The 24,609-nt window shown below is 68.1% G+C and carries 24 protein-coding genes; 12 read left to right on the forward strand and 12 right to left on the reverse strand.

Annotation, left to right across the window (positions count from 1 at the left end):
- Nucleotides 1–682 precede the first annotated feature (682 nt).
- Entirely contained in the window at nucleotides 683–1,666 is a 984-nt protein-coding gene (locus QMX82_RS00005) for an asparaginase (protein WP_282280791.1), read from the reverse strand.
- A gap of 161 nt (nucleotides 1,667–1,827) precedes the next feature.
- The gene (locus QMX82_RS00010; RefSeq protein ID WP_158890251.1) at nucleotides 1,828–3,282 is read right to left on the reverse strand and encodes an alanine/glycine:cation symporter family protein; all 1,455 of its coding nucleotides are present in this window, start codon (nucleotides 3,280–3,282) and stop codon (nucleotides 1,828–1,830) included.
- 271 nt (nucleotides 3,283–3,553) lie between these two features.
- Between QMX82_RS00010 and QMX82_RS00015 the strand changes: the two genes are divergently transcribed.
- Nucleotides 3,554–4,342, forward strand: a complete 789-nt coding sequence (locus QMX82_RS00015; protein ID WP_282280792.1) for a helix-turn-helix domain-containing protein — start codon at nucleotides 3,554–3,556, stop codon at nucleotides 4,340–4,342.
- Here QMX82_RS00015 and QMX82_RS00020 read toward each other — a convergent pair.
- The 6 genes from QMX82_RS00020 to aspA all read right to left on the reverse strand — a co-directional run bounded on the left by QMX82_RS00020 (nucleotide 4,339) and on the right by aspA (nucleotide 10,899).
- On the reverse strand, nucleotides 4,339–5,544 hold the full coding sequence (locus QMX82_RS00020) for a GGDEF domain-containing protein (protein ID WP_282280793.1): 1,206 nt from the start codon (nucleotides 5,542–5,544) through the stop codon (nucleotides 4,339–4,341). The two genes, QMX82_RS00015 and QMX82_RS00020, sit on opposite strands and share 4 nt — an antisense overlap.
- 144 nt (nucleotides 5,545–5,688) lie before the next feature.
- Nucleotides 5,689–6,789 carry a polyamine ABC transporter substrate-binding protein gene (locus QMX82_RS00025; protein WP_282280794.1) on the reverse strand — a complete coding sequence of 367 codons (1,101 nt, stop codon included), beginning with the start codon at nucleotides 6,787–6,789 and terminating at the stop codon, nucleotides 5,689–5,691.
- Between the two features lie 23 nt (nucleotides 6,790–6,812).
- A complete protein-coding gene (locus QMX82_RS00030; protein WP_282280795.1) occupies nucleotides 6,813–7,844 on the reverse strand; it encodes a histone deacetylase family protein in 1,032 nt (343 codons plus the stop codon).
- Between the two features lie 114 nt (nucleotides 7,845–7,958).
- On the reverse strand, nucleotides 7,959–8,318 hold the full coding sequence (locus QMX82_RS00035) for a cupin domain-containing protein (protein ID WP_282280796.1): 360 nt from the start codon (nucleotides 8,316–8,318) through the stop codon (nucleotides 7,959–7,961).
- A 46-nt stretch (nucleotides 8,319–8,364) separates the two neighbouring features.
- On the reverse strand, nucleotides 8,365–9,366 hold the full coding sequence (locus tag QMX82_RS00040) for an AraC family transcriptional regulator (RefSeq protein ID WP_282280797.1): 1,002 nt from the start codon (nucleotides 9,364–9,366) through the stop codon (nucleotides 8,365–8,367).
- Nucleotides 9,367–9,465: 99 nt separating this feature from the next.
- On the reverse strand, nucleotides 9,466–10,899 hold the full coding sequence (aspA, locus tag QMX82_RS00045) for an aspartate ammonia-lyase (RefSeq protein WP_133860164.1): 1,434 nt from the start codon (nucleotides 10,897–10,899) through the stop codon (nucleotides 9,466–9,468).
- 154 nt (nucleotides 10,900–11,053) lie between these two features.
- On the opposite strand from aspA, the gene QMX82_RS00050 reads away from it, so the two are divergent.
- The 11 genes from QMX82_RS00050 to QMX82_RS00100 all read left to right on the forward strand — a co-directional run bounded on the left by QMX82_RS00050 (nucleotide 11,054) and on the right by QMX82_RS00100 (nucleotide 20,228).
- On the forward strand, nucleotides 11,054–11,959 hold the full coding sequence (locus tag QMX82_RS00050; RefSeq protein ID WP_282280798.1) for a LysR substrate-binding domain-containing protein: 906 nt from the start codon (nucleotides 11,054–11,056) through the stop codon (nucleotides 11,957–11,959).
- Nucleotides 11,960–12,065: 106 nt separating this feature from the next.
- Entirely contained in the window at nucleotides 12,066–13,004 is a 939-nt protein-coding gene (locus QMX82_RS00055) for a 4-hydroxyproline epimerase (RefSeq protein WP_208693378.1), read from the forward strand.
- Complete coding sequence (locus QMX82_RS00060) at nucleotides 13,001–14,116, forward strand: NAD(P)/FAD-dependent oxidoreductase (protein ID WP_282280799.1); 1,116 nt, start codon at nucleotides 13,001–13,003, stop codon at nucleotides 14,114–14,116. The genes QMX82_RS00055 and QMX82_RS00060 overlap by 4 nt, the downstream gene beginning before the upstream one ends.
- Complete coding sequence (locus QMX82_RS00065) at nucleotides 14,110–14,346, forward strand: (2Fe-2S)-binding protein (RefSeq protein WP_282280800.1); 237 nt, start codon at nucleotides 14,110–14,112, stop codon at nucleotides 14,344–14,346. The genes QMX82_RS00060 and QMX82_RS00065 overlap by 7 nt, the downstream gene beginning before the upstream one ends.
- Nucleotides 14,343–15,578, forward strand: coding sequence for an NAD(P)/FAD-dependent oxidoreductase (locus QMX82_RS00070; protein WP_282280801.1), 1,236 nt, complete (start codon nucleotides 14,343–14,345; stop codon nucleotides 15,576–15,578). Before QMX82_RS00065 ends, QMX82_RS00070 begins: the two co-directional genes overlap by 4 nt.
- The gene (locus QMX82_RS00075) at nucleotides 15,575–16,366 is read left to right on the forward strand and encodes an AraC family transcriptional regulator (protein ID WP_133860158.1); all 792 of its coding nucleotides are present in this window, start codon (nucleotides 15,575–15,577) and stop codon (nucleotides 16,364–16,366) included. Before QMX82_RS00070 ends, QMX82_RS00075 begins: the two co-directional genes overlap by 4 nt.
- Nucleotides 16,363–17,283 carry a dihydrodipicolinate synthase family protein gene (locus tag QMX82_RS00080; protein ID WP_208693381.1) on the forward strand — a complete coding sequence of 307 codons (921 nt, stop codon included), beginning with the start codon at nucleotides 16,363–16,365 and terminating at the stop codon, nucleotides 17,281–17,283. Before QMX82_RS00075 ends, QMX82_RS00080 begins: the two co-directional genes overlap by 4 nt.
- Before the next feature lie 278 nt (nucleotides 17,284–17,561).
- On the forward strand, nucleotides 17,562–18,056 hold the full coding sequence (gene purE / locus QMX82_RS00085) for a 5-(carboxyamino)imidazole ribonucleotide mutase (RefSeq protein ID WP_208693382.1): 495 nt from the start codon (nucleotides 17,562–17,564) through the stop codon (nucleotides 18,054–18,056).
- A complete protein-coding gene (locus QMX82_RS00090; RefSeq protein ID WP_208693383.1) occupies nucleotides 18,053–19,135 on the forward strand; it encodes a 5-(carboxyamino)imidazole ribonucleotide synthase in 1,083 nt (360 codons plus the stop codon). Before purE ends, QMX82_RS00090 begins: the two co-directional genes overlap by 4 nt.
- Before the next feature lie 128 nt (nucleotides 19,136–19,263).
- Nucleotides 19,264–19,512: a GlsB/YeaQ/YmgE family stress response membrane protein gene (locus QMX82_RS00095; protein WP_059316743.1), complete on the forward strand. Its 249-nt coding sequence runs from the start codon at nucleotides 19,264–19,266 to the stop codon at nucleotides 19,510–19,512.
- A 167-nt stretch (nucleotides 19,513–19,679) separates the two neighbouring features.
- Entirely contained in the window at nucleotides 19,680–20,228 is a 549-nt protein-coding gene (locus QMX82_RS00100; protein ID WP_282280802.1) for a DUF3299 domain-containing protein, read from the forward strand.
- Between the two features lie 191 nt (nucleotides 20,229–20,419).
- Here the strand turns inward: QMX82_RS00100 and QMX82_RS00105 are convergent, their stop codons facing one another.
- The 4 genes from QMX82_RS00105 to QMX82_RS00120 are packed head-to-tail and all read right to left on the reverse strand — an operon-like array spanning nucleotide 20,420 to nucleotide 24,605.
- Nucleotides 20,420–21,532 carry a hybrid sensor histidine kinase/response regulator gene (locus tag QMX82_RS00105; protein ID WP_208693385.1) on the reverse strand — a complete coding sequence of 371 codons (1,113 nt, stop codon included), beginning with the start codon at nucleotides 21,530–21,532 and terminating at the stop codon, nucleotides 20,420–20,422.
- Nucleotides 21,525–23,282 carry an ATP-binding protein gene (locus QMX82_RS00110; protein WP_282280803.1) on the reverse strand — a complete coding sequence of 586 codons (1,758 nt, stop codon included), beginning with the start codon at nucleotides 23,280–23,282 and terminating at the stop codon, nucleotides 21,525–21,527. The genes QMX82_RS00105 and QMX82_RS00110 overlap by 8 nt, the downstream gene beginning before the upstream one ends.
- Complete coding sequence (locus QMX82_RS00115; RefSeq protein WP_442969360.1) at nucleotides 23,275–24,261, reverse strand: SpoIIE family protein phosphatase; 987 nt, start codon at nucleotides 24,259–24,261, stop codon at nucleotides 23,275–23,277. The genes QMX82_RS00110 and QMX82_RS00115 overlap by 8 nt, the downstream gene beginning before the upstream one ends.
- Nucleotides 24,252–24,605, reverse strand: a complete 354-nt coding sequence (locus QMX82_RS00120; RefSeq protein ID WP_208693387.1) for an ATP-binding protein — start codon at nucleotides 24,603–24,605, stop codon at nucleotides 24,252–24,254. The genes QMX82_RS00115 and QMX82_RS00120 overlap by 10 nt, the downstream gene beginning before the upstream one ends.
- Between the last annotated feature and the right edge of the window lie 4 nt (nucleotides 24,606–24,609).

Genomic DNA, 24,609 nt, shown 5'->3' on the forward strand with positions numbered 1-24,609 from the left:
CGCAGGGGGAGTTTGATGCGCAGGACTTGGGGCTGCCAGGCTTCAAGCGCACCCTCACCCCGGCCCTCTCCCGGAGGGAGAGGGGGCGCGCAGGGGAAGTTTGATGCGCAGGACTTGGGGCTGCCAGGCTTCAAGCGCACCCTCACCCCGGCCCTCTCCCGGAGGGAGAGGGGGCGCGCAGGGGAAGTTTGATGCGCAGGACTTGGGGCTGTCAGGCTTCAAGCGCACCCTCACCCCGGCCCTCTCCCGGAGGGAGAGGGGGCGCTCAGGGGAAGTTTGATGCGCAGGACTTAGGGCTGTCAGGCTTCAAGCGCACCCTCACCCCGGCCCTCTCCCAGAGGGAGAGGGGGGCGCTCGGGGGAAAGTTTAGTGCGTTAGGACTTGGGACTGTCAGGCTTCAAGCGCACCCTTACCCCGTTCCCCTCCGGGCGGAAGAGGGCGCTCAGGGGAGTTTGATACGCAGGACTTGGGGCTGTCAGGCTTCAAGCGCATCCTCACCCTGGCCCTCTCCCAGAGGGAGAGAGGATGCTCCGATAGGCTTTGGCGTGTTGGATATTGGCGCGTGCGCAGGACTCACTCCTGGTTTGGCAGGGTCACTGCTTTGCTGCGGCGTCTACCCAAACGCCCCCTCTCCCCCTGGGAGAGGGCCGGGGTGAGGGTGCCGCCGGCACCTAGCCGAAGATCACAACTCCTCGCACAGATTGCGCCCGATCCACTCGGCCACCGCCACGCGCTCCAGGCCGCAGCCGAGCAGGCTGTGCAGCTTGCCCAGGGCGGCTTCACGGGTCATGCCGCGGCCGGAGATCACCCCGGCATCGGCCAGGCCGCTGCCGGCGGCGTAGGTACCCAATTCCACCGTCCCGCGAGCGCCCTGGCTGAGGGCGACCACGGGGACGCCGGCTGCGCGCAATTCGGCGAGGGCGGCGAGGAAGTCGGCGTCATCCGCCGGACCCGTGCCGCTGCCATAGCACTCCAGCACCAACCCCTGCACACCACTGCCCGCCAGACCGCGCAGGGTGGCGCCGTCGACGCCCGGAAACAGCGGCAGCACCGCTACCCGCACTGGCTGACGCGGCTGGTCGAAGCGCAGCGCTGGTGGCGTTGCGACCAAGGCCTCGCCACTGCGCGGCCGGGCGCTTGCCACGAAGGCCTTCCAGCCGCTGCTGGCCTGCTTGGTGCAGCGCGCCGCCGGCAGGCGTTCGCCATGGAATTGCACCTGCACCCCGGGGGTCAGTCCGCTGGCGAAGGCGGCGAAGCTGTCGGCCAGGTTGCCGTCGGCATCGCTGTCCGGCACGCCGGCCGGCAGCATGGAGCCGGTCAGCAGCACCGGAATGGCCAGACCCAGTAGCCGGAAGGCCAGGGCGGCGGCGCTGTAGGCCAGGGTATCGGTGCCGTGCAGCACCAGCACGCCGCGGCAGGCGGGGTCGGTGGCTGCCGCCAGGATCGCCTGGGCCATGCGCTCCCAGGCGGCGGGGGTCATGTTGGCGCTGTCGATCAGCGGCAGCAGCTCCTGCAGCCGCCAGGCCGGCGTGCCCAGCTCCGGACGGCTAGCCAGCAGGGCGTCGATGCGCGCCTCGAACCCGGCGGCCGGAGCCAGGCCGGCGGCGGTCGCCTGCATGCCGATGGTGCCGCCGGTGTAGAGGATGTGCAGGTAGGGTGAGCTCATGAGGGACTTCCTGATAAGACTGCCCCCACGCGAGGTGGGGGCAGACAAGCAAATCATGGTTCGGGGCCGTTGGGCTTCGGCGATGGAGCCGCCTCAACCCAACCTACGTCACCCGTAGGTTGGGTTGAGCGCAGCGCAGCCCAAGGTGACCGCTGCGGCGGTCAGTGCGCCTGGCGCGGCTGGGCGGCGCGGGCTTCGGCGACGGTCTCTTCCAGACGCTCCAGCGCCGGCCAGGCCTGGCGATCCAGGTCCAGGTCGCGGAACTGGTCGGCGTCGAACACCGGCTGGTCGACCCCGGCACGGCGCTGGGCGTCGTAGTCGTTGAGGATGCGCATGCCGACCTTGATCAGCATGGCCAGGGCGATCAGGTTGACGAAGGCCAGGCAGGTCATGGTGATGTCGGCAAAGGCGAACACCGTGGTCAGATTCTGCATCGAGCCCCAGCAGATCAGTACCAGCACCAGGCCGCGATAGCCGAGCAGCACGGCCTTGCCGCGGCCGAGCAGGTAGCGCAGGCCGTTCTCGCCCAGGTAGATGTTGTAGAGGATGCAGGTGAAGACGAACAGCGACAGGGCGACGCTGATGAAGATGCGGCCCCAGTCACCGACCACCGCGGCCAGGGAGTTCTGGGTCAGGACGATGCCGTCACCTTCGAAGCCCGGGGTGTAGAAACCCGAGAGCAGGATCAGCAGCGCGGTACAGGTGCAGATGACGAAGGTGTCGAGAAAGACGCTGAAGGCCTGCACCACGCCCTGGGCGGCCGGGTGCTTGACCGCGGCCACCGCGGCGACGTTGGGCGCGGCGCCCAGGCCGGCTTCGTTGGCGAAGACGCCACGCTTGACGCCCATGGTGATGGCGGCGCCGAGCAGACCGGCAAAGGCCGGCTCGAGGCCGAAGGCGCTCTTGACGATGGTCAGCAGGGTGCCGGGGACCAGGTCGATCTGGGTGATGATCACATAGAGGGTGACGGCGATGTAGGCCAGGGTCTTGACCGGCACCAGGATGTCGGAGACCGCGGCGATGCGCTTGATGCCGCCGATGAACACCAGGCCCAGCAGGATGGCCAGGGCGATCCCGGTGTACTGCACCGGCAGGCCGAAGGCGTTTTCCAGCGAGTGGGTCACGGTGAAGGACTGCAGACCGACGAAGGCGAAGCCATAGGTCACCAGCAACAGGCCCGAGAAGATCAGGGCCATCCAGCGCTTGTTGAGGCCGTGCTGGATGTAATAGGCCGGACCACCGATGTAGAGGCCGTCACCGTCGGCGCGCTTGTAGACCTGCGCCAGGGTGCACTCGAAGAAGCTGCTGGCCATGCCGACCAGGGCGGTCACCCACATCCAGAACACCGCACCAGGGCCACCCAGGGTCACCGCCAGGCCCACGCCGGCGATGTTGCCGGCACCGACGCGACCGGCCAGGCTGAGCATCAGTGCCTGGAAGGAACTCAGGCCGTCACCGCTGTTGCGCAGGGAGTCCTTGAAGACGGTGAACATGTGCGGGAAATGGCGCACCTGCACGAATCGCGAGCGCAGGGTGAAATAGCTGCCCAGGCCGACGATCAGCACGATGAGCACGTGGCCGGACAGGAAGTCGTTGAGCATTTCTAGGTAGTGCATGAAGAATCCTCGAGCATGCTAGTGATGCTCCAAGGCCGGCTCGCAAGCCTTGGGGCTATTATTGTGGAATATCCCGCCAGGGCCTGTCCCCGGCGTGGGGAGACGACGGCAACAGGCTCTGGAACGGATCGGTCCGGGTGGAACGGGCAGTAAGACGGACCGGGTGCCTAGATTCGGCTATCCCACCGGCGTGAACAATTCCGCGCCTCGCTTCAAAATGGCGCGACTTGATGCTAGTTTTCTCGCCGTCTGTCAAGCTCGGGCCGGATTCATGAGCGACTTTTCCGCCAATTTGCAGCTGCTCTGCCAGCGCCACCGCTCGATTGCCGCCGTCTGTCGCGCCGTCGGCATCAACCGCGCCCAGTTCAATCGCTACCTCAACGGGCAGAGCCGTCCGTCGCCTTACAACCTGCAGCGTCTGGCGGAGTTCTTCGGGCTGCCGGTGGGTGAATTGCAGCTGCCGCAGCGGCAGTTCGCGGCGCGCCTGGGCGCGCCGGTCGGTCAGGAGACGGGGTGGGCGGGGCAGGTCCTGGCCCTGTTCGGCGAGCGTCAGGAGGGCCTGGCGCGCTACCAGGGCTATTACCACGAATACTATCCGTCGCTGTCCACGCCGGGTGTGGTGCTCTGCGGACTGGTCTGGCTGTTCGCGGAAGCGGGCGTCTTCCGCTACGTGCGTTTCGAGCGCCTGCGCCGGCGCGACGAAGCCACCAGCCAGGCGCGCTTTCGCTACCTGGGCCTGGCCATGAGTCTGGAGAGCCGGCTGTTCTTCACCGACTACGAATCCCTCACCGGCAACGAGTTGTCGCAGACGGTGCTGCTGCCCAGCGCGCGCAACCGCATCGATCGCCTGAACGGACTCAAGCTCGGCGTCAGCGCCTCCGACCGGCGCGAGCCGGCCTGCACCCGGGTGGTCTGGGAGTACCTCGGCACGCGGCCACCTCGGGGTCGGGCCTATGCCCGCATCGGCCTCTACGACTGGCAGGACCCCGGCCTGGACGAGGATCTGCGCCAGCGCCTGGCCAGCGTGGCCCTGGTCGATCGGGTCTATCGCCTGGGCTAGAGGGGTTCCTCGATCGCTGGGTGCCAGCGATCGCAGTCCTCGAGGATGGCGCGGTCGCGCCCGGCCTGCTTGGCCCAGTAGAGCTGGCGATCGGCGGCCTCGATGAAGGTTTCGGCGCAGTCGTGATCCGGCCGGGCGCAGGCGCCGCCGATACTCACCGTCACGCGCGGACCGGCATGGGGCCCGAGGTGAGGGATCTCCAGGCGCCTTACCGCGTCGAGCAGGCGCTGTGCCAGCTTGCCGGCATCCTCCTCACGCGAAGGCGTGCAGAGGATGGCGAATTCCTCGCCGCCGTAGCGGGCCAGGCAGTCACCGGCGCGCAACTCGTCGGCCAGGGCGGTGGCGACCTGTTGCAGGCAGCGATCGCCGGCCGGATGCCCGTAGCGATCGTTGAAGGCCTTGAAGTGATCGACGTCGATCATCAGCAGGAGCAGCGGGCGGGGCGGGGGATGGGCCAGGGCGTTGGCCAGGGCCTGCATCAGCGCCCGGCGATTGGCCACGCCGGTCAGGGGATCGGTGGCGGACTGCTGCGCCAGGAAGCGATTGGACGCGGTCAGTTCTTCGTTGCGCAAGCGGTCGCGCAGGATCAGCAAATAGCCCTGACGACGCGCGCGCTCCATCCAGAAGTTGTTGAGCAGGGTGAAGCTCGCGGTGGCGAACGCCAGGGTCATGACCAGCGACGCCTCCACCACGGGCAGGGCGTGCATCTGGGTGGCCAGGCCGATGGCCAGCAGGGCGACCAGGCTGTGTACCGCGGCCTGGCGCAGCGGCGGGGCGATACAGCTGTTGGTGAAGAGGGTCATCAACGGCATGGTCGCCAGCCAGAGCGCGCGGTGCGCGGCATCGGTGGCCTCGACGTCCAGCAGCGGCGGCGCATAGGCCAGCAGACTGGGGAGGATGCCCACCCATTCGCGTGCCGGATGCTCGGCCGGCATCAGCCTGAGCGCCAGCAAGACCAGACCGCCGCCAACCACCACCACTGTGCTGAGCAGACTGATGAGCCAAAAGGCATTGGTCATCAGGATCCAGTCCCAGATCGAGAAGCTCGCATAGGCCAGGATGGCCACGGTCAGACTGATGCGCAGGTGCCGCCGGCGCGAACGGGCGATGTCGCGCTGATAATGCCGTTCCAATACCGGTTCGAAGCGCAGGGCCCAGAAAGGGCGAGCCAGCGCTCGGGCGAGGGCGAGACTGAGGGACATGGATGCCGTACCTGGCAGGAAAATCCGAGGATCACTTCAGCACAATAAGTCCCTTAGCACGATAGAGGGTTCCCGGACGCGGGAATGTAACCGCCGAATGGTAGCCAAGGGCTACCATTCGGAAGGCCGTGAACGCCGTGGCCGCTAGTTGCCGGCCTTGATGCGACTCCAGGCGCGCGTCCGCACCCGCTCGATGGGCTGCGGCAGCGGCTGCACCACATAGAGCTTCTTGAGCATTTCCGCGGTGGGTACCAGGTCGTGGTTGTCGCGGATGGCGGCGGTCACCAGCGGCATGCCCGGCTTGTTGGCGTTGGGATAGCCGAGATAGTCGCTGATCCCGGCGATCACCTTGGGTTCGAGCAGGTAATTGATGAAGGCATGGGCCTGGTCGACGTTGGCGGCGCTGGCCGGAATGGCCCAGGTGTCGAACCAGATGGGCGCGCCCTCGCGCGGCAGGCGCCAGTCCACCACCACCCCGTTGCCGGCTTCCTTGGCCCGGTTGCCGAACTGATAGAAGCTGCCCGAATAGCCCACCGCCACGCAGATGTCGCCGTTGGCGATATCGGTCATGTACTTGGTGGAATTGAAGTAGGCCATGTAGGGGCGGATCTTCAGCATCAGCGCCGTGGCCTTCTCGTAGTCCTTGGCGTTGGCGCTGTTGGGGTCCAGGCCCAGGTAGTGCAGCACCACCGGCAGGATGTCCGAGGGCGAGTCCAGCATGGCCACGCCACAGCTCTTGAGCTTGGCCATGTTCTCCGGCTTGAACACCAGGTCCCAGCTGTCCACCGGTGCGTCCGCTCCCAGCGCCGCCTTGACCTTGGCCGGGTTGAAGCCGATGAGGATGGTGCCGTACATGTAGGGCACGCCGTACTGGTTGCCCGGGTCGTTGACCTCCAGCAGCTTGAGCAACTCGGGATCGAGATTCCGCCAGTTGGGCAGCTTGCGCTTGTCCAGCTTCTGGAAGACCCCGGCCTTGATCTGGGTTTCCAGGAACTGGTTGGAGGGAATCACCAGGTCATAGCCGGAGCGCCCGGTGAGCAGCTTGGCCTCCAGCGACTCGTTGCTGTCGAAGGTATCCCAGGTGACGCGGATGCCGGTCTGCTTGGCGAAGTCCTTGGGCGTCTCGGGCAGGATGTAGTCGGCCCAGTTGTAGACCCGCAGTTCGCCGGGATCGGCGGCCTGGACGGCGGTGGCGAGCAGGGCGCCACCGAGCAGGGTGGTGAGCGGACGCAGGAGGCTGTGCATGGTCGGATTCCTCGCGATAGGGATCAGGCGCCGTCGAAGGCGGCCAGGACGTTCACCGTGTTGATGCCGATCTCCGCCACGGCGTAACCGCCTTCCATGACGAACAGGGTCGGCAGGCCGAGCCGCGCCAGGCGTTCGCCCAGGCGCAGGTAGTCGTCGCTCTCCAGCCTGAACTGGGAAATGGGATCGGCCTTGAAGGTATCCACGCCCAGGGAGACCAGCAGCAGGTCCGGGGCATAGTCCTGCACGCGCGTCAGCGCCGTTTCCAGGGCGGCGCTCCAGCTGTCCCAGGCGCTGCCGGCGGGCAGCGGCAGATTGAGGTTGAAGCCCTGGCCCGCGCCGCTGCCGGTCTCGTCGGCATAGCCGAGGAAGAAGGGGAATTCGAAACCCGGATCGCCGTGCAGCGAGAGGAACAGCACATCGTCGCGCGCATAGAAGATGTCCTGGGTGCCGTTGCCGTGGTGGTAGTCGACATCGAGGATGGCCACCCGCCGGGCGCCGCCGTCGAGGGCGGCCTGGGCGGCGATGGCGGCGTTGTTCAGATAGCAGTAGCCGCCCATGACCTCGGCCGCGGCGTGGTGGCCCGGCGGGCGGCAGAGGGCGAAGGCGCTGCGCGCGCCCGCGGCGACCTCGGCCCCGGCACTCAGGGCCACCTGGGCGGCGCTGTAGGCGGCCTGCCAGGTTCCGGCGGTGATGGGCGCGCCGCCGTCGAAGCTGTAGTAACCGAGGCGTCCGTGCAGGCTGGTGGGCGGCAGCACCTGGCGCAGGGTGCGCGCCGGCCAGGTATAGGGCAGCAGGTCCACGGTCTCGCCGCGGGCCGCCCATTCGTCCCAGGCGCCGGCGAGAAAGTCGAGATAGGCCGCGCTATGGACGCGTGCCAGCGGCGCCCGGCCGAAGTCCCTCGGCGCCACCACCTCGCCGAGCTGCCGGCGGTGACACTCGGCGAGGATGAATTCGACGCGCTGGGGTTTTTCGAAACAGGGCTGCAACTGGCCATCGATCAATTCGCAGCGACCGTGGTGCAGGGCGTGATCGGGACTGTGGTGGATGCGCATGGCGACTCCGGGCGGCGGGCTCTCCCCTGATTCTTGCCAGCCCGGCGACCCGCGACGAGAGGCGCAGCGGCCAAAAGGGGATAGATCCGGCCAGATTGCGCCCGACGTCGGTTATCAACCGCCCTTGGCTTCGTAGACCACGAAGCGCTTCAGGGTCGGCTCCAGCACCTCCCAGGTGCCCTGGAAGCCGCGCGGCACGACGAAGCTGCTGCCGGGACCGAGCCGGGTGGCGTGGCCCTGGTCATCGGTGACCAGACTCACCCCTTCGAGGATCTGGCAGTACTCTTCCTCGCTGTAGTTCACCCGCCAGCTGCCCACCTCGCTGTGCCAGTGGCCAACGGCGAAGACGCCGCTGCCATCCTCGTAGTCGAGCCAGAGGCTCTGCAGCGGATCGCCGGCCAGCAACTTCTCCGCCGGCAGGCGGTATTGCTGGGTGGGTTGGCCGCGCGCTTCGAGCAGTTTCAGCGAGGGCATGGAAAATCCTCCTTGGGGACGGGGAGCGCTCAGCATATGCCGGCCGCTAGAGCCGATACCCCCGCGGCGATTGTCCGCTCCAGCGGCGAAAGGCATGGCGGAAGCTGGCGGTTTCGCTGAAGCCCATGACCTCGGCGATGCGATAGATGGGCAGCCGCTCCTGGGCCAGCAGGTCGCGCGCCCGCGCGAAGCGCAACTCGTCCAGCAGTTGCTGATAGCCGCTGCCGCCCGCCTGCAGGTGGCGGCGCAGGCTGCGCGGCGCCATGCCGAGGTGGCCGGCCAGGGCCGCGAAGGAGGGCGGGGCCGCCAGGTCGGCGCCCAGCAGGGTGCGGATGCGGGCGAGCAGGGCGCGCTGGCGATCCTGCTCGGGGGCCAGGCGACCGCACTGCTCCAGGGCGTCGCGATGGGTCACCGGATCGGCCAGGGGCAGCCCGCGCTCAAGCCAGGCAGCGGGAAAGGCCAGGCCGTTGAAGGCGGTTCCGAAGGCCAGGGGCGTGGCGCCGAAGCAGTCGCCATAGCGCGCGCGATAGGCCGGCTCGGCGTGCCGAAAGGCCACCTGCACCAGCGGCAGGGGCGTACCGAGGAGGTCGCAGCAGATCGCCAGCAGCGAGGCCAGGCAGCACTCGGCGTTGCAGCGCTCCAGTTCCGGCGCGAAGGGATGGTCGTCGGCCCTGAGCCAGGCCAGCTCGCCGTGGCGCTCCAGGCGCAGGGTGAAATAGGCACCCAGCAGCCCCTGGTGGGCCAGGGCCGCCTGCAGCGCGGCGCCCAGGGTCGGGGCGCTGAGCAGGGCATAGCCGAGCAGGCCGTAGCCGGAGACGCGCAGCCGCCAGCCCAGCAGCAGCCCCAGTTCGGGCGGGGCGACCGGCAGGGCGTTGGCGATGACCCGCTGTTCCTGGGCCAGGGTGATGAGCCGATGGGGCTGTTCGAGATCGTCCAGCCGCAGGCCGCTGCCGGCCAGCAGCGGCGCCGCCCGGGCGGGCGTGTCGGCCGCCAGTTGCTGGAGCACCAGGGACACCAGGTTGAGATTGATCAGACCGGACTGACGCATGGGCAAACTCCCCGGGGCGGTGGCAGCCTTCCAAGCAAGAAGGATACCGCGCCCGCGGGGCGTTGCCGTCGGTTACCGCTCAGGTCTGGCGTGCGGGACTCAGACCTTGGCCTTCAGCGGTACGAGCCGCGGGGCGATCATGTTTTCCGGGCGCAGGATGTCGTCCAGGGTCGCCTCGTCCAGCAGGTTTTCCTCGCGCACCAGTTCCAGCACGCCGCGACCGGTTTCCAGCGCCGTCTTGGCGATGCGGGTGGAGGTCTCGTAGCCCAGGTAGGGGTTGAGCGCGGTAACCAGGCCGATGGAGTGCTCCACCTGACGGCGGCAGTGCTCGACGTTGGCGGTGATGCCGGTGATGCAGTGCTCGCGCAGCATGTCCATGGCGCGCTGCAGCAGGCGGATGGAGTCGAAGATCTTGTAGGCGATCAGCGGCTCCATGACGTTGAGCTGCAGCTGGCCGCCCTCGGCCGCCAGGGTCAGCGCCAGGTCGTTGCCGATGATCTCGAAGGCCACCTGGTTGACCGCCTCGGGGATCACCGGATTGACCTTGCCCGGCATGATCGAGCTGCCCGGCTGACGCGGCGGCAGGTTGATCTCGTTGATGCCGGTACGCGGACCGCTGGAGAGCAGGCGCAGGTCGTTGCAGATCTTCGACAGCTTCACCGCGGTGCGCTTGAGCATGCCGGAAAACAGCACGAAGGCGCCCATGTCCGAGGTGGCTTCGATCAGGTCGGCGGCGGGCTTGAGCGGCTGGCCGCTGATGTCCGCCAGGCGCTGCACGGCCAGCAGCTGGTAGCCGGGGTCGGCGTTGATGCCGGTGCCGATGGCGGTACCGCCCAGGTTGACCTCGGTGAGCAGCTCCGGCGCCAGGGTCTTGAGGCGCGCCAGGTCTTCGCCCAGGGTGGTGGCGAAGGCATGGAATTCCTGGCCGAGGGTCATGGGCACCGCGTCCTGCAGCTGGGTGCGACCCATCTTCAGCACCTCGGCGAATTCCACGCCCTTGGCGGCGAAGGCGGTGATCAGGCTGTCCAGGCTGGCGAGCAGGGCGTCATGACCGAGCAGCAGGCCCAGGCGGATGGCGGTGGGGTAGGCGTCGTTGGTCGACTGCGCCATGTTGACGTCGTTGTTCGGGTGCAGGTGGCGATATTCGCCCTTGGCGTGGCCGAGCAGCTCCAGGGCGACGTTGGCGATCACCTCGTTGGCGTTCATGTTGGTCGAGGTGCCGGCCCCGCCCTGGATCATGTCCACCACGAACTGGTCGTGGAATTCGCCGCGAATGATGCGCGAGCAGGCGTCAACGATCGCCTGGTGCTTCTCGGTCGGCAGGTGGCCGAGCCGGTGGTTGGCGTCCGCCGCCGCCTGCTTGACCATGGCCAGGGCCACCACCAGCTTGGGATAGTGACCGAGGGGCACGCCGGAGAGGCGGAAGTTCTGCACGGCGCGCAGGGTCTGGATGCCGTAGTAGGCATCGGCGGGGACGTCGAGGGTACCGAGAAGATCTTTTTCGAGGCGGACGGATGATGCGGAGTCGGACATGATAGCGTTGGGCTTCGATCGAGCGGCAGGCGCCGCGATGCCCTAGAATCTAGGCCTGCCAGCCGATCCCGGCCAATGCCGATCCGCCAAGCCTCATGCCGGATCGGCATAACTCTGGTTGTGACCTCACGAGAGCAGACGACGTATGGGTGCCATGAACATCGAATTCAAATGGCTGGAAGACTTCGTGGCCCTGGCGGCCACCCACAGTTTTTCCCAGGCCGCCGAAAAGCGTTTCGTCACCCAGCCCGCCTTCAGCCGGCGCATCCGCGCGCTGGAGGAAAGCGTCGGCCTGACCCTGGTGGACCGATCCCATACTCCGATCAGCCTGACCGAGGCCGGTCAGCTGTTTCTGGTCACGGCGCGCAGCGTGGTGGAGCAACTGGGCGAGACGGTGCGCCATCTGCATCACCTGGAAGGCGGGCAGGGCGAGGTGCTGCAATTCGCTGCCGCCCACTCCCTGGCCCTGGGCTTCTTTCCGCAGTGGGTCGCCGGGCTGCGTGGCCAGGGCCTGGCGCTGGCCAGCCGGCTGGTGGCCACCAACGTCGGCGACGCCATCCACGCCCTGCGCGACGGCGCCTGTGACCTGATGCTGGCCTTCCACGATCCCGATGCCGCGCTGCAGATGGACCCGGAGCTGTTTCCGTCGCTGCACCTGGCGCACACCGCCATGCTGCCGGTCTGCGCCACCGATGGCGAAGGCCGACCGATGTTCCAGCTGGACGGGCAGAGCAGCGTCCCGCTGCTGGCCTACAGCGCCGGTGCCTTCCTCGGGCGCTCGGTGAATCTGCTCCTGCGCCAGCGCAAGCTGCGCGCCGTGACCCTCTACGAAACCGCCATGGCCGACAGCCTCAAGACCATGGCCCTGCAGGGCCTGGGCGTGGCCTGGGTGCCGCAGCTGTCGGTGGCGGCGGAGCTGGCCCGCGGCGAACTGGCCGTGTGTGGCGATGCCGCCTGGCAGGTCGGCCTGGAAATCCGCCTCTACCGCTGTGCCCTGTTGCGCAAGCGACTGGTGCAGCAGGTCTGGCGACATCTCGAAAGTCAAAGCCACGGCGGCTGATCGACGGTAGGAGACTGTGCTGATATCGGCTTTTAGTTAGCCGACGTCCTGCAAGCCTTTTGCCGTCATCTGCGCGACACTGGCACCTCTCTCACGGAGGTCAGCCATGCAGCGCATCCGCGTCATCGACTCCCATACCGGCGGCGAACCCACCCGCCTGGTCCTCGATGGTTTTCCCGATCTCGGCCAGGGCAGCATGGCCGAGCGCCGCACCCTGCTGGCCGGTGAGCATGACGCCTTTCGGCGAGCCTGCATGCGCGAACCGCGCGGCAACGAAGTGCTGGTCGGCGCACTGCTCTGTGAGCCGGTATCTTCTGCCGCCAGCGCTGGCGTGGTGTTCTTCAACGAGGTCGGCTACCTCGGGATGTGCGGCCACGGCACCATCGGCCTGGTGGTGTCCCTGGCCCATCTCGGCCGGATCGGCCCTGGCGATCACCTGATCGAGACCCCGGTCGGCGATGTCACCGCCACCCTGCATGACGACGGCAGCGTCAGCGTGCGCAATGTCCCTGCCTATCGCCATCGCCATGCCGTCCAGGTGGAGATTCCCGGCCATGGCCCGGTCAGCGGCGACATCGCCTGGGGTGGCAACTGGTTCTTCCTCTGTGCCGATCACGGCCAGCGCATCGCCGCCGACAACCTCGACGGCCTGCTCACCTTCAGCCTGGCCCTGCGGGGCGCGCTGGAGGCCGCCGGCATCACGGGCGACCAGGGCGGCCATATCGACCATATCGAACTCTTCGCCGAGGATCCGGACGGCGCCGACAGTCGCAGCTACGTGCTCTGCCCGGGGCGTGCCTACGACCGTTCGCCCTGCGGCACCGGCACCAGCGCCAAGCTGGCGTGCCTGGCGGCCGACGGTGACCTGGCGCCTGGCGCCGTCTGGCAGCAGGCCAGTGTCATCGGCAGTCGTTTCGAGGCGCACTATCAGCCCGGCGACGCGGGTCGCATCCTGCCGGTGATCCGCGGCCGCGCCCATGTCATGGCCGAGGCGACCCTGCTGCTGGCCGCCGACGATCCCTTCGCCTGGGGTATCCCGGGGTGAAGTCCGTGGCGGAGGTCCTCGTCGTCGGCGCCGGCATCGTCGGGGCCAGTTGCGCCGCGGCCCTGGCCGCGCGCGGCTGTCGCGTGCGGGTGCTGGACGCCGGTCTGCCTGGCGCCTCCGCCGCCGGCATGGGCCACCTGGTGGTGATGGACGACGACCCCGCCGAATTGACCCTGAGCGCGCGCTCCCTGGCGCTCTGGCGTGAGCTGGTGCCCCAGCTGCCGAGCGCCGCCGACTACCGCAACTGCGGCACCCTCTGGCTGGCGCGCAACGCCGACGAGCTGGATCTGATCGACGCGAAGCGCCAGCGTCTGGACGCCCAGGGCGTCGCCAACCAGCCCTTGAATGCTGCCGCCACCGCCGCTGCCGAGCCGGCGCTCACCACCCTGGCCGGCAGCCTCGAGGTGCCCGGCGATGGCCTGCTCTATGCCCCGGTGGTGGCCGCCTGGCTGCTGCAGCGCTCGCCGCTGATCGAATTCCAGCGTGCCCGGGTGACGGTGGTCGAAGGTCGGCGGGTGCGCCTGGACGACGGTCGCTGGCTGAGCGCCGACGCCGTGGTGCTCGCCGCCGGCCTGCAGGCCGCCAGTCTCTGCCCGGACCTGCCGCTGGTACCCAAGAAGGGCCATCTGCTGATCACCGATCGCTATCCCGAGCAGGTCCGCCACCAGCTGGTGGAGATCGGCTATGGCGCCAGCGCCCACGCCAGCAGCGGTGCCTCGGTGGCCTTCAATGTCCAGCCGCGACCCACGGGGCAACTGCTGATCGGCTCGTCGCGGCAATTCGAGCGTCCGGACATGGCGGTGGAGCCTGCGGTGGTTGGCCAGCTGCTGCGCCGTGCCCTGGACTATCTGCCCGGCCTGACCCATACCTCGCTGATCCGTGGCTGGACCGGCCAGCGCGCCGCCAGTCCCGATGGCCTGCCGCTGATCGGCGCCCATCCCGACCAGCCCGGTCTGTGGCTGGCGGTCGGTCACGAAGGCCTGGGCGTCACCACCGCCCCGGCCACCGCCGAAGCCATTGCCAGCGGGCTATTCGGCGAGCCTTCGACGTTCCACGTGGAACCCTTCGCACCGGCGCGTTTCCCGATCGCGCCGAGGAGCCAGGCATGCTGACCCTGTTCATCGATGGCGAGCGCCTGGAGATCCGTTCCGGCAGCCTGCTCACCGCCGCGCTGGCCAAGAGCGGCAATCCCGCCGCGCGCCGTTCGGTAGGCGGTGAAGCCCGGGCACCGTTCTGCGGCATGGGCATCTGCCAGGAATGCCGGTTGCAGGTCGACGGCGTGCGCCGTCTGGCGTGCCAGACCCCCTGCCAGGACGGCATGCAGGTGGAGCGCCTGTCATGAATAGCGCGAGCTGCGATCTGCTCATCATCGGCGCCGGCCCGGCCGGTCTCGCCGCCGCCCGCGCGGCCAGTGGTCGGGGCCTGAGCCTGATGCTGCTGGACGACAATCCCTTGCCCGGCGGCCAGATCTGGCGCGCCCGGACGGGCCAGGTCGCCGCCGAAGTCGGTCAGTTGCCGGCGGACGTCACCCTGCTCACCCAGACCCGCGTCGCCGCGGTCCTGGGGCCGCACCAGCTGCTGCTGGAAGACGCCCACGGCAGCCGGACCCTGAGTTTCGATACCCTCATCCTCTGCACCGGCGCCCGCGAACTGCTGCTGCCGTTCCCCGGCTGGACCCTGCCCGGGGTGACCGGCGCGGGTGGCTTGCAGGCGCTGATCAAGGGGGGCGTGGAAGTGGCCGCTGAGCGCCTCGTCGTCGCCGGCACCGGTCCGCTGCTGCTGGCCAGCGCCGCTACCGCGCGCCAGGCGGGGGCCCGGGTCGCCCTGGTCGCCGAGCAGGCCGCGCGCCGCGCCCTAGTCGAATTCGGCCTGCAGCTCTGGCGCTGGCCGAACAAGTTGCGCCAGGCGCTGACCCTGGCCACTCCTTGCTATAGCCCCGGCACCTGGGTCGAGGCGGCGCTCGGCAGCGAGCGTCTCGAAGCCGTGCGCCTGCGCCAGGGCGACCGTCGCTGGGAGGTCGCCTGCGACCGCCTGGCCTGTGGCTACGGCCTGGTACCCAATGTCGAACTGGCGCAGAGCCTGGGCTGCGCGACCCTGGACGGCGCCGTGGCGGTGGATGACCATCAGCGCACCAGCCAGCCGCACATCCTGGCCGCCGGTGAATGCACCGGCATCGGCGGCAACGAACTGGCCCAGGCCACCGGCCGTATCGCCGGCCTGGTCGCCAGCAGCCAGCTCGATGCCATCGCTGGCGTGCAGGCCAAGGCCCGTGCCTGGCGCCGCTTCGCCGCCCAGCTGGCGCGCACCTTCGCCCTGAATCCGGCCATTGCCCGGCTCGCCCAGCCGGATACCCTGGTCTGCCGTTGCGAGGACGTCGCCCTCGGCGCCCTGGTCGGCCATGCCGACTGGACCCAGGCCAAGCTGCGCAGCCGCTGCGGCATGGGCGCCTGCCAGGGCCGCATCTGTGGCCAGGCTACCCGCGTCTTGCTGGGCTGGACGCCCCCGGCGCCGCGCTTTCCCCTGCAACCCACCCGTATCGACAGCCTGCTGGCCCTGACCGAGGACGAGAGATGAATGCCGCCGCCCACCTGGACGCCCTGAGCCGCGCCCGGCCCGCCGACCTGCCCGCGCTGCTGGCCAGCCTGAGTCTGGTGGCGCCGCTGCTCGATGCCATCCCCGGCGTGGTGTTCTTCGTCAAGGACCTGGACGCGCGCTATGTGCTGGTCAACCTGACCCTGGCCCAGCGCTGCGGCTACGAGGACGTCAGCGAATTGCTCGGCAAGACCGCCGAGGAAGTCTTCCCGGCGCCCCTGGGGGGCGCCTACGCCGAACAGGATCGTCGCGTGCTGCGCGAAGGCCTGGCGCTGGATGACCAGCTGGAATTGCACCTCTATGCCGGGCGTACCCCGGGCTGGTGCCTGACCCGCAAGCTGCCGCTGCACGACGCCCAGGGCCAGCTGATGGGCATGGCCGGCATCTCCCACGATCTGCAGGCGCCCGCCGCCGATCATCCGGCCCACGCCAAGGTGGCCGAGGTCGATCGCTATCTGCGCGAGCACTATGCCCAGCCGCTCTCGGTGGGCGAACTGAGTCAGAGAGTCGGCCTGTCGGTCTCCCAGCTCGAACGCCAGTGCAAGCGCATCCTGCGCCTCACGCCCCAGCAGTTGCTACACAAGGCCCGGCTCGACGCCGCCTCGCGCCTGCTGGCCCGCGATCTGCCCGTCACCGAAGTGGCCCTGGCCTGTGGCTATACCGACCACAGCGCCTTCAGCCGTCAGTTCCGCCGTCTCACCGGCCTGTCGCCCCGGCAATACCGCGACTCTCTCAAGCCCCGTTCCCGTCTGGAGGAAACCCCCGCATGAGCACTCCCCGCGTCAACTGGAGCGGCGTCTTTCCCGCCGTCACCACCCAATTCAACGACGACTTCTCGGTCAACCTGGAAAAGACCCATGGCGTGATCAGCAATCTGGTGCGCGATGGCGTCTCCGGTCTGGTGATGTGCGGCACCGTGGGCGAGAACACCTCCCTGACCCTGGAAGAAAAGATCTCCCTGGTGGAGGTCGCCAAGGACGCTGCCGGCGGTCGCGTGCCGGTGATCTGCGGCGTGGCCGAATTCACCAGCCTCAATGCCACCCGCACCGCCCAGGCGGTAGGGCGCGCCGGCGCCGACGGCATCATGCTCATGCCGGCCCTGGTCTACTCGGCCAAGCCCCACGAGACCGCCGCGCACTTCCGCAGCGTGGCCAGCGCCCTCGACCTGCCGCTGATGGTCTACAACAACCCGCCGATCTACAAGAACGATGTCACCCCGGACATCCTCATCTCCCTGGCCGACGTCGACAACATCGTCTGCTTCAAGGATTCCTCCGGCGACACCCGTCGCTTCATCGACGTGCGCAACGAGGTGGGTGACCGCTTCGTGCTCTTCGCCGGTCTCGACGACGTGGTGCTGGAAAGCATCGCCGTGGGCGCCGAGGGCTGGGTCTCGGGCATGTCCAATATCTTCCCCACCGAAGGCGAAACCATCTTCCGCCTGGCCAAGGCCGGTCGCTTCGCCGACGCCATGCCGCTCTACGAGTGGTTCATGCCGCTGCTGCACCTGGACGCCCGTCCGGACCTGGTGCAGTGCATCAAGCTCTGCGAAGAACTCGCCGGCCGCGGCAGCGCCCTGACCCGTCCGCCGCGCCTGGCCCTGCCCGACGCGGACCGCGCCTTCGTCGAGCGGCTGATGGCCAAGGCCCTGGAAACCCGTCCGCAACTGCCGGACGTGGGGATCTGAGGCCGACGTCCACCTGAGCCGATCCAGCCCTCTCCCGCTTGCGGGAGAGGGCTGGGGTGAAGGCGCTCTCCAGGGCGGTCCCACCCGAATCACCCAGCCCTCTGGCCCGTACCTTTCACCCCACACCACCCCCCATCCCAAGGGCGCCATGGCCTGTCCTGCAAGCGACAGGCGATACCCGGCGCAGGGGCACGCTCCGCCCCGCTTTCGTCTATACTGTTCCGCTCATTTCCCAAGCCACGTCCACCGCGTGGCTTCTTCATTTCAGAGGCACGACGATGAGCGCACTCGTAGGCGTGATCATGGGCTCCAAGTCCGACTGGTCCACCCTGAGCCACACCGCCGACATGCTGGACAAGCTGGGCATTCCCCACGAAGTGAAGGTGGTCTCCGCCCACCGCACCCCCGACCTGCTGTTCCAGTACGCCGAAGAGGCTGCCGGTCGCGGTATCGAGGTGATCATCGCCGGCGCCGGTGGCGCCGCCCACCTGCCGGGCATGTGCGCCGCCAAGACCCACCTGCCGGTGCTCGGCGTGCCGGTGCAGTCGTCCATGCTCTCGGGCGTCGACTCCCTGCTGTCCATCGTGCAGATGCCGGCCGGTGTGCCGGTCGCCACCCTGGCCATCGGCAAGGCCGGCGCCATCAACGCCGCGCTGCTGTCCGCCAGCATCCTCGGCGGCAAGCATCCCGAGTACCACGAGCGGCTGAACGCCTTCCGCGAAGAGCAGACCCGCACCGTGCTGGACAACCCCGATCCGAGGGAGCAGGCATGAAGATCGGCGTCATCGGTGGCGGCCAGCTGGGCCGCATGCTCGCCCTGGCCGGCACGCCGCTGGGCATGAACTTCGCCTTTCTCGACCCGGCGCCGGATGCCTGCGCCGCCGCCCTGGGCGAACACCTGCGCGCCGACTACGGCGATCCGGATCACCTGCGCCAGCTGGCCGATGAAGTCGATCTGGTGACCTTCGAATTCGAGAGCGTCCCAGCCGAGACCGTGGCCTTCCTCGCGCAGTTCGTGCCGGTCTATCCGTCCGCCGAAGCCCTGCGCATCGCTCGGGATCGCCTGTTCGAGAAGTCGATGTTCCGCGACCTGGGCATCCCCACGCCGGCGTTCGCCGACATCCTCTCCCAGGCCGACCTGGATGCCGCCGTGGCCCGTATCGGCCTGCCGGCGGTACTCAAGACCCGCACCCTGGGTTACGACGGCAAGGGCCAGAAGGTCCTGCGCCAGCCGGAAGACGTCACCGGCGCCTTCGCCGAACTGGGCAGCGTCCCCCTGCTGCTGGAAGGCTTCGTGCCCTTCACCGGTGAGGTCTCCCTGGTGACCGTGCGCGGGCGTGATGGCGAGGTGGCCTGCTATCCGCTGGTGCACAACACCCACGAGAGCGGCATCCTGCGCCTGTCGGTGGCCAGTTCCGACCATCCGCTGCAGGCCCTGGCCGAAGACTATGCCCGCCGTGTGCTGGAACAGCTCGATTACGTCGGCGTGCTGGCTTTCGAATTCTTCGAGGTCGAGGGTGGCCTCAAGGCCAACGAGATCGCTCCGCGCGTGCACAATTCCGGGCACTGGACCATCGAAGGCGCCGAGTGCAGCCAGTTCGAGAACCACCTGCGCGCCGTGGCCGGCCTGCCGCTGGGCTCCACCGCCAAGGTCGGCGAAAGCGCCATGGTCAACTTCATCGGCTCGGTACCGCCGGTGGCCGCCGTCACCGCCCTGGAAGACTGCCACCTGCACCACTACGGCAAGGCCTTCAAGGCCGGACGCAAGGTCGGCCACGCCACCCTGCGCAGCGCCGATGCGGCAACCCTGCAGACCCGCATCGCTGCCCTGGAAGCCCTGATCCAGGACTGATGCCCAACGGCTTCCGCATACGGAAGCCGTTTTTCCCTGAACCTCGAAGGATCACCGGTGGTCGGAGAGTACAACGACGCCTGCTGACCGGCGTTGTCTTACCAGCACTCAAACAGGGGATTCTTCACATGGGCATCATCGCAACCATCATCATCGGTCTCATCGTCGGCCTGGTTGCCCGCTTTCTCAAGCCGGGCGACGACAGCATGGGCTGGATCATGACCATCATTCTGGGCATCGTCGGCTCCGTGGTCGCCACCTACCTGGGCCAGGCCATGGGCATCTACCGTGCCGGTGAAGGCGCAGGCTTTATTGGTGCCGTGGTCGGCGCCATCATCGTGCTGTTCATCTATGGCATGGTGACCAAGCGTCGCTAAAACGCCGCTTCGCCTCGGCGAAGCCAAGCAGCACCGCGTTTCCGCCCCTGGTGTCGCCCGTCGACCCAGGGGCTTTTTCATGGGCGAGGGTCCGCTTTGCGGCCCTGGGGCTGGACCCCTGAACTGGCGCGCCCCACACTCGGACTTTTGCGTCCGACCTGCCGACCATGCCCAGACTGCTCATCACCCTGCTGCTTGCCAGCCTGCCGCTGCTGATCCACGCCGCCAAGGGCGAACCGCCGGAAACCAACTGGCTCGACCTGCTCACCGCCGAAGATCGCCACGCCCTGGAAACCATGCCCGAGATCAGCCACAACAGCCCCGAGGCTCCCGGTGGTTTCGGCTCGCCCGGCGGACTCAAGCAGAAGGACAATGGCCTGCCCGAGGTGATGCACTCCACCCGCACCGTGGCCGCCCTGAACGGCAGGAACGTGCGCCTGGGAGGTTTCCCGGTACCCCTGGAGACCGACGCCAAGGGCAATTTTCGCGAATTCTTCCTGGTGCCCTATCCGGGCGCCTGCATCCACGTCCCGCCGCCGCCGCCCAACCAGATCGTGCTGGTGCGCTACCCCAAGGGCGTGCCGCTTCCCGACATCTACGAGCCCTACTGGGTCATCGGCACCCTGCACACCGAGGCGGTCGACAACGCCCTGGCCGAGGCGTCCTACACCCTGGACGCCAGCAAGGTCCGCAAGGTCGAAGAAAGCGATCTCTAACGATCGCAGGTTGGGCTAAGACAGCTCCACCGTCGCAGCCCAACAGCCAGAGGTGGCACCGTAGCGTGGACAACGGCGCAGCCTTGTCCAAGTCTCCGAGGCCCTCGTCTTACCCCAGTGGAAAACGCTGCGCGGTTTTCCACGCTACCCGCTGTCTCAGCCCAACCGCCATCCGGTCCGTAGGCGCTGCGCTAGGCCAGGCGCACCGGCAGGTGCAGGGTGATGACCACCTCGCCCGCGCCGTTGGCGAAGCGTGCCTCGCCGCCGAAGCTTTCGCTGAGCGCCTTGACGATGGGCAGGCCCAGGCCCCAGCCGCGCTTGTCGCTGCGGGTGGAGATGAAATAGGGCGTGGCCAGGTTGGCCAGGACTTCGTCGGGGAACTGCCCAAGGTTGCGCAGCTCCAGCATGACCTGGTCATCCGCCAACCACTGGCGGACCTGGATCGGCGTCCCCGCCTCGCCGTGCTTGGCGGCGTTGAGCACCAGGTTGTCGAAGATGCGCAGAAAGGCATATCTGTCCCATAGCACCTCCAGCTCCGGGGTCTCCAGCTGCAGGTCGAGGGGGTTGCTGAATTGCAGCTGCAGATTGGCCGCGGCCTCGTTCAGCAGCGGACCCAGCACTAGCGGATCGCCGCTGAGGCGGACACCGCCGCCCAGGCTCATGTGACTGATGTCCAGCACGTCGGTGATCATCTGGTTCATGCGTTGCAGGTTGTCGTGCAGGGTCTGCAGCAGATCGTCGGTACGCCGCGCCGGACTACGCTGCATCAGGTTGACCACCATGGTGGCGGCGGTGAGCGGCGAGCGCAGGTCGTGGTTGAGCGATCTCATGAAGCGTTCGAGCATGACCTTTTCCGCCTGCAGGTTCTCGCTGCGGGCGATGGCCGAATTGCGCTGCTGTTCCATGTGCCCGACCCGGGAGCTGGCCTTGAGCAGGGCGCCAACGGTGGCCAGCACCTCTTCCGGATTGATCGGGTGGGTCAGATAGGCCTGGGCCCCGGTGTTGAAGCCCTGGGCCTTGTCCTTGCCGGAGACGAAGGTGGCCGAGATGTTGATGATGGCCGGCAACCGGCCCCAGCCGCACTTGCGCTCGATGGCCTGGATCAGTTCGAAGCCGGTGGTGTCCGGCAGGTTGACGTCGATGATCACCAGCTCGACGGATGCGTCGATCAGCGCCAGGCCGCCGGCGCCGCTGGCCGCTTCCAGGACCTCATAGTGGCGCTGGCTGCCAAGGATCTTGCGCAGCACATAGCGATTGGCTTCGGTGTCGTCGATGATGACGATGCGGCGCGGGGCGCTAGTCATCGGACAGGCTCCGCGCCAGGGCGCAGACCTCGGCCAGCAGCCGCTCGGCGTGATCGGGGGCATGCTTGAACAGGATGGCGTGGCAATAGTCCTGCAGCCGCTGGCGACCCGCCTCGTCCAGCGGCTGGGCGGTATTGATCAGCACCCGCCGGTGCATGCTCCAGTCCATGCTGGCGAGCAGGTCCTCGCCGTTGATGTCGGGGAGGTCGAGGTCGAGGATGATGATGTCCGGGCGCACGGCGTTGAGGCGATCCAGGCTGCTGCGGGCGCTGTCGGCCTCCAGCAGGACCGGATTGAGGCGTTCGAGGGTGCGGCGGATCAGATAGCGATCCCCTTCGTTGTCCTCGATCACCAGTACGGTGAGACCGCTGAGATCGGGTTCCGGCGCGGCATCCCGGTGGCTGGCGTAGAGACGTGGCAGGCGCAGGGTGAAGCGACTGCCGCGACCGACCGCGCTGTCGAGGGACAGCTCGCCACCGAGCAGCACGGCCAGGCGCTGGGCGAGGGGCAGGCCCAGGCCGGTGCCTTCGATGTGGGTCAGGTGCGGCGAGCGGATGCGCTCGAATTCCTCGAAGATCTTCTGCTGATCCGCGGCAGCGATGCCAATGCCGCTGTCTTCCACCAAGAATTCCAGGCTGGCGTCGTCCGGCTGGAATACCTGGATGCGCACCTGGCCCTGGGGGGTGTACTTGAAGGCGTTGGAGATCAGGTTGCGCAGCACCTGGAACAGCCGGCTCTCGTCGGTATCCAGCAGCACTTCCGCAGGCGGCGGGGCGACGCTGAAGCTGACCTGGGGATAGCGTGGCGCCAGGGCCGCGGCGAACTGTTCGAGGCGATCGATGAAGGGCGCCAGGGCAAAGGGCTGGGGCACGATGGTCAGGCGTCCGGACTGCACCTCGGCCAGGGCCAGCAGCTCGCTGACCAGATTGGCCAGTTCCAGCGCCGCGTCGCTGATGAAGCGCACCTGGCGCTGCTGTTCGGCATTGAGCGCCCCGTCCACGCCGCTGGCGAGCAGCTTGGCGATATTCTCGATGATGTTGATCGGGGTACGGAATTCATGGGTCATGTTGGAGAAGAAGCGCGTCTTCGCCTCGCTGGCCTCCTTGAGTTCCTGGGTGGCCTTTTCCAGTTCGGAATAGAGCGCCACCACCCCCTGATTGGTGTTTTCCAGTTCCTTGTTGGTGACCTCCAGTTCCGACTGGCGCAGTTGCAGTTCGGTGTTGGTCAGCAGCAGCTCTTCGCTCTGCAGGCGGATCTGCTGATAGGGGTCCGCTGGCGGACTGCCCTGCAACTCGGCCGTCAGCGCCTGCAGCAGCGCCGCCTCGGGAAAGGCGCGTGGCGCCTGGTACTTGCGGGCGGTGATGCGGGTACCGGCGGGGGAAGTCTGGATGTCGAAGTCGTCGAACAGTCGCTGGGCGCCGCGCAGACCGATGCCCATGCCGGTGCTGGAGCGATAGCTGCCCGCGCGGATGGCCTCCATCTCGGCGATGCCCGGCCCCTGGTCGATCGCTCGCACCTCCAGGCCGCGCAGGCGCTGGCTTTCGTCACGCAGCAGAGCGAAGTCGAACTGACCGCTGCCGGCGTACTGATGGATGTTGCGCGCCAGTTCGGAGACCGCGGTGGCCAGGCGGATCTGCTCCAGCACCGGCCATTCCAGGGCCGCGGCCAGGCGCTTGGCGGCCTGGCGGCAGTGCACGATGTCCTGCTCGCTGCGCAGGGCGAGGGTCAGCAGGGGCAAGACGTCAGACATGCTTGAGTACCAAAACGGTGGCATCGTCGGCGGAGCGCCGGAAGTCACGGTGCAGGAGGGCGGCGATCAGGGCCGGATGGCGCGCCCCAAGCCCGGAGTGCTCGCCCAGTTCTACCTTGGACGTCAGTCCATCGGAGTTCAGCACCAGTAGGGTGCCGGGTGTCCAGGGGTAGGTATAGCTCTGGATCCGGCCGATCCGGTAGCCCAGGGTGCCGTTGTTGGACACCAGGCTGCGCGAGGTGTTGCCGAGCAGGCGTCCGGCGATATTGCCGATGCCGCAAAAGCTCACCTGGCCCTGATCCGGGTCCAGCTCGGCCAGCGCCAGGGCGGCGCCGCGGGTGTCCATCAGCGCCTGGTGCAGATTCTCCATCAGCCGCTGCAGCGGCAGGTGCGCGCCATGGCGCAGGAACACCTCCCGCGCCCGGCGACTGGCCATGGCGGCCTGCTGGCCATGCCCCAGGCCATCGCACACCAGCAGGCGCCGTCCGCTGACCGCCCAGGTGTCACCGCAGACCTCTTCCTCGGGGTGCGGCGTGCACAGGGCGCCATGCTGCAACCGGCTGTTGGGCGCTCCGGCGAGATGGAAGCGCGCCAGCACCACCGTGCCCTGGCCCGGTCGCGAATGGATGTCGAAGACATCGGACTGCCGGCGGATCGCCCCCAGACCGGCACCCAGGGTGGCCGCCGTGCTGTAGTGATCGCTCAGGCAGCGGGCGACGTCGTGCATGCCCGGCCCGCGATCCACCGCCAGGACATCCAGCACGCCTTCGCCGCTCAGGGTGGCCAGGAGCTCGCCGTGCCCGGCATGGCGAACCAGGTTGTAGCCCAGCTCTTGGGCGACGATGGTCAGGCGCCCGAGCAGGGTTTCATCGGCGGTGACGGTGGCGGCCAGCCGGACCAGGGCGCGCCGGGCGGCATCGACGTGGACACTGGTGGTCACCGGCAGCACCAGGCTGCACGGCTGGTCGTTCAACGCCATTTCCAGAGTTCGACGGTGGTGCCCTGGCCGGGTTGGCTGTCGATGTGGAAATCGTCCACCAGTCGCCGCGAGCCGGACAGGCCGAGGCCCAGGCCCTTGCCCGAGGTGTAGCCGTCGACCATGGCGCGGTCGAGGTCGGCGATGCCCGGACCGTTGTCACGGATCACCAGGCGAATCGCCGGCTTGCCAGCGCGCAGCGTTTCCTCGATCAGGCATTCGCCACCCAGCCCGTAGACCAGGCCGTTGCGCGCGATCTCGCTGGCCGCGGTGACGATCTTGGTCTGGGAGATCAGGCCCAGGCGGATGGCTTCGGCGACCTTGCGCACCTGCTGACGGATCAGCACGATG

The organism is Pseudomonas sp. PS02302, from assembly GCF_029959585.1.
Classification (GTDB): domain Bacteria; phylum Pseudomonadota; class Gammaproteobacteria; order Pseudomonadales; family Pseudomonadaceae; genus Chryseomonas; species Chryseomonas aestiva.

Coding starts and splice junctions, on each gene's coding strand:
- QMX82_RS00100 (WP_282280802.1), top strand. CDS start 19,680: ATGCCCAGACTGCTCATCACCCTGCTGCTTGCCAGCCTGCCGCTGCTG.
- QMX82_RS00095 (WP_059316743.1), top strand. CDS start 19,264: ATGGGCATCATCGCAACCATCATCATCGGTCTCATCGTCGGCCTGGTT.
- QMX82_RS00030 (WP_282280795.1), bottom strand. CDS start 7,844: ATGCGCATCCACCACAGTCCCGATCACGCCCTGCACCACGGTCGCTGC.
- QMX82_RS00105 (WP_208693385.1), bottom strand. CDS start 21,532: ATGACTAGCGCCCCGCGCCGCATCGTCATCATCGACGACACCGAAGCC.
- QMX82_RS00075 (WP_133860158.1), top strand. CDS start 15,575: ATGAATGCCGCCGCCCACCTGGACGCCCTGAGCCGCGCCCGGCCCGCC.
- QMX82_RS00080 (WP_208693381.1), top strand. CDS start 16,363: ATGAGCACTCCCCGCGTCAACTGGAGCGGCGTCTTTCCCGCCGTCACC.
- QMX82_RS00035 (WP_282280796.1), bottom strand. CDS start 8,318: ATGCCCTCGCTGAAACTGCTCGAAGCGCGCGGCCAACCCACCCAGCAA.
- aspA (WP_133860164.1), bottom strand. CDS start 10,899: ATGTCCGACTCCGCATCATCCGTCCGCCTCGAAAAAGATCTTCTCGGT.
- QMX82_RS00010 (WP_158890251.1), bottom strand. CDS start 3,282: ATGCACTACCTAGAAATGCTCAACGACTTCCTGTCCGGCCACGTGCTC.
- QMX82_RS00025 (WP_282280794.1), bottom strand. CDS start 6,789: ATGCACAGCCTCCTGCGTCCGCTCACCACCCTGCTCGGTGGCGCCCTG.
- QMX82_RS00090 (WP_208693383.1), top strand. CDS start 18,053: ATGAAGATCGGCGTCATCGGTGGCGGCCAGCTGGGCCGCATGCTCGCC.
- QMX82_RS00070 (WP_282280801.1), top strand. CDS start 14,343: ATGAATAGCGCGAGCTGCGATCTGCTCATCATCGGCGCCGGCCCGGCC.
- QMX82_RS00110 (WP_282280803.1), bottom strand. CDS start 23,282: ATGTCTGACGTCTTGCCCCTGCTGACCCTCGCCCTGCGCAGCGAGCAG.
- QMX82_RS00040 (WP_282280797.1), bottom strand. CDS start 9,366: ATGCGTCAGTCCGGTCTGATCAATCTCAACCTGGTGTCCCTGGTGCTC.
- QMX82_RS00050 (WP_282280798.1), top strand. CDS start 11,054: ATGAACATCGAATTCAAATGGCTGGAAGACTTCGTGGCCCTGGCGGCC.
- QMX82_RS00065 (WP_282280800.1), top strand. CDS start 14,110: ATGCTGACCCTGTTCATCGATGGCGAGCGCCTGGAGATCCGTTCCGGC.
- QMX82_RS00020 (WP_282280793.1), bottom strand. CDS start 5,544: ATGTCCCTCAGTCTCGCCCTCGCCCGAGCGCTGGCTCGCCCTTTCTGG.
- QMX82_RS00005 (WP_282280791.1), bottom strand. CDS start 1,666: ATGAGCTCACCCTACCTGCACATCCTCTACACCGGCGGCACCATCGGC.
- QMX82_RS00055 (WP_208693378.1), top strand. CDS start 12,066: ATGCAGCGCATCCGCGTCATCGACTCCCATACCGGCGGCGAACCCACC.
- QMX82_RS00015 (WP_282280792.1), top strand. CDS start 3,554: ATGAGCGACTTTTCCGCCAATTTGCAGCTGCTCTGCCAGCGCCACCGC.
- purE (WP_208693382.1), top strand. CDS start 17,562: ATGAGCGCACTCGTAGGCGTGATCATGGGCTCCAAGTCCGACTGGTCC.
- QMX82_RS00115 (WP_442969360.1), bottom strand. CDS start 24,261: ATGGCGTTGAACGACCAGCCGTGCAGCCTGGTGCTGCCGGTGACCACC.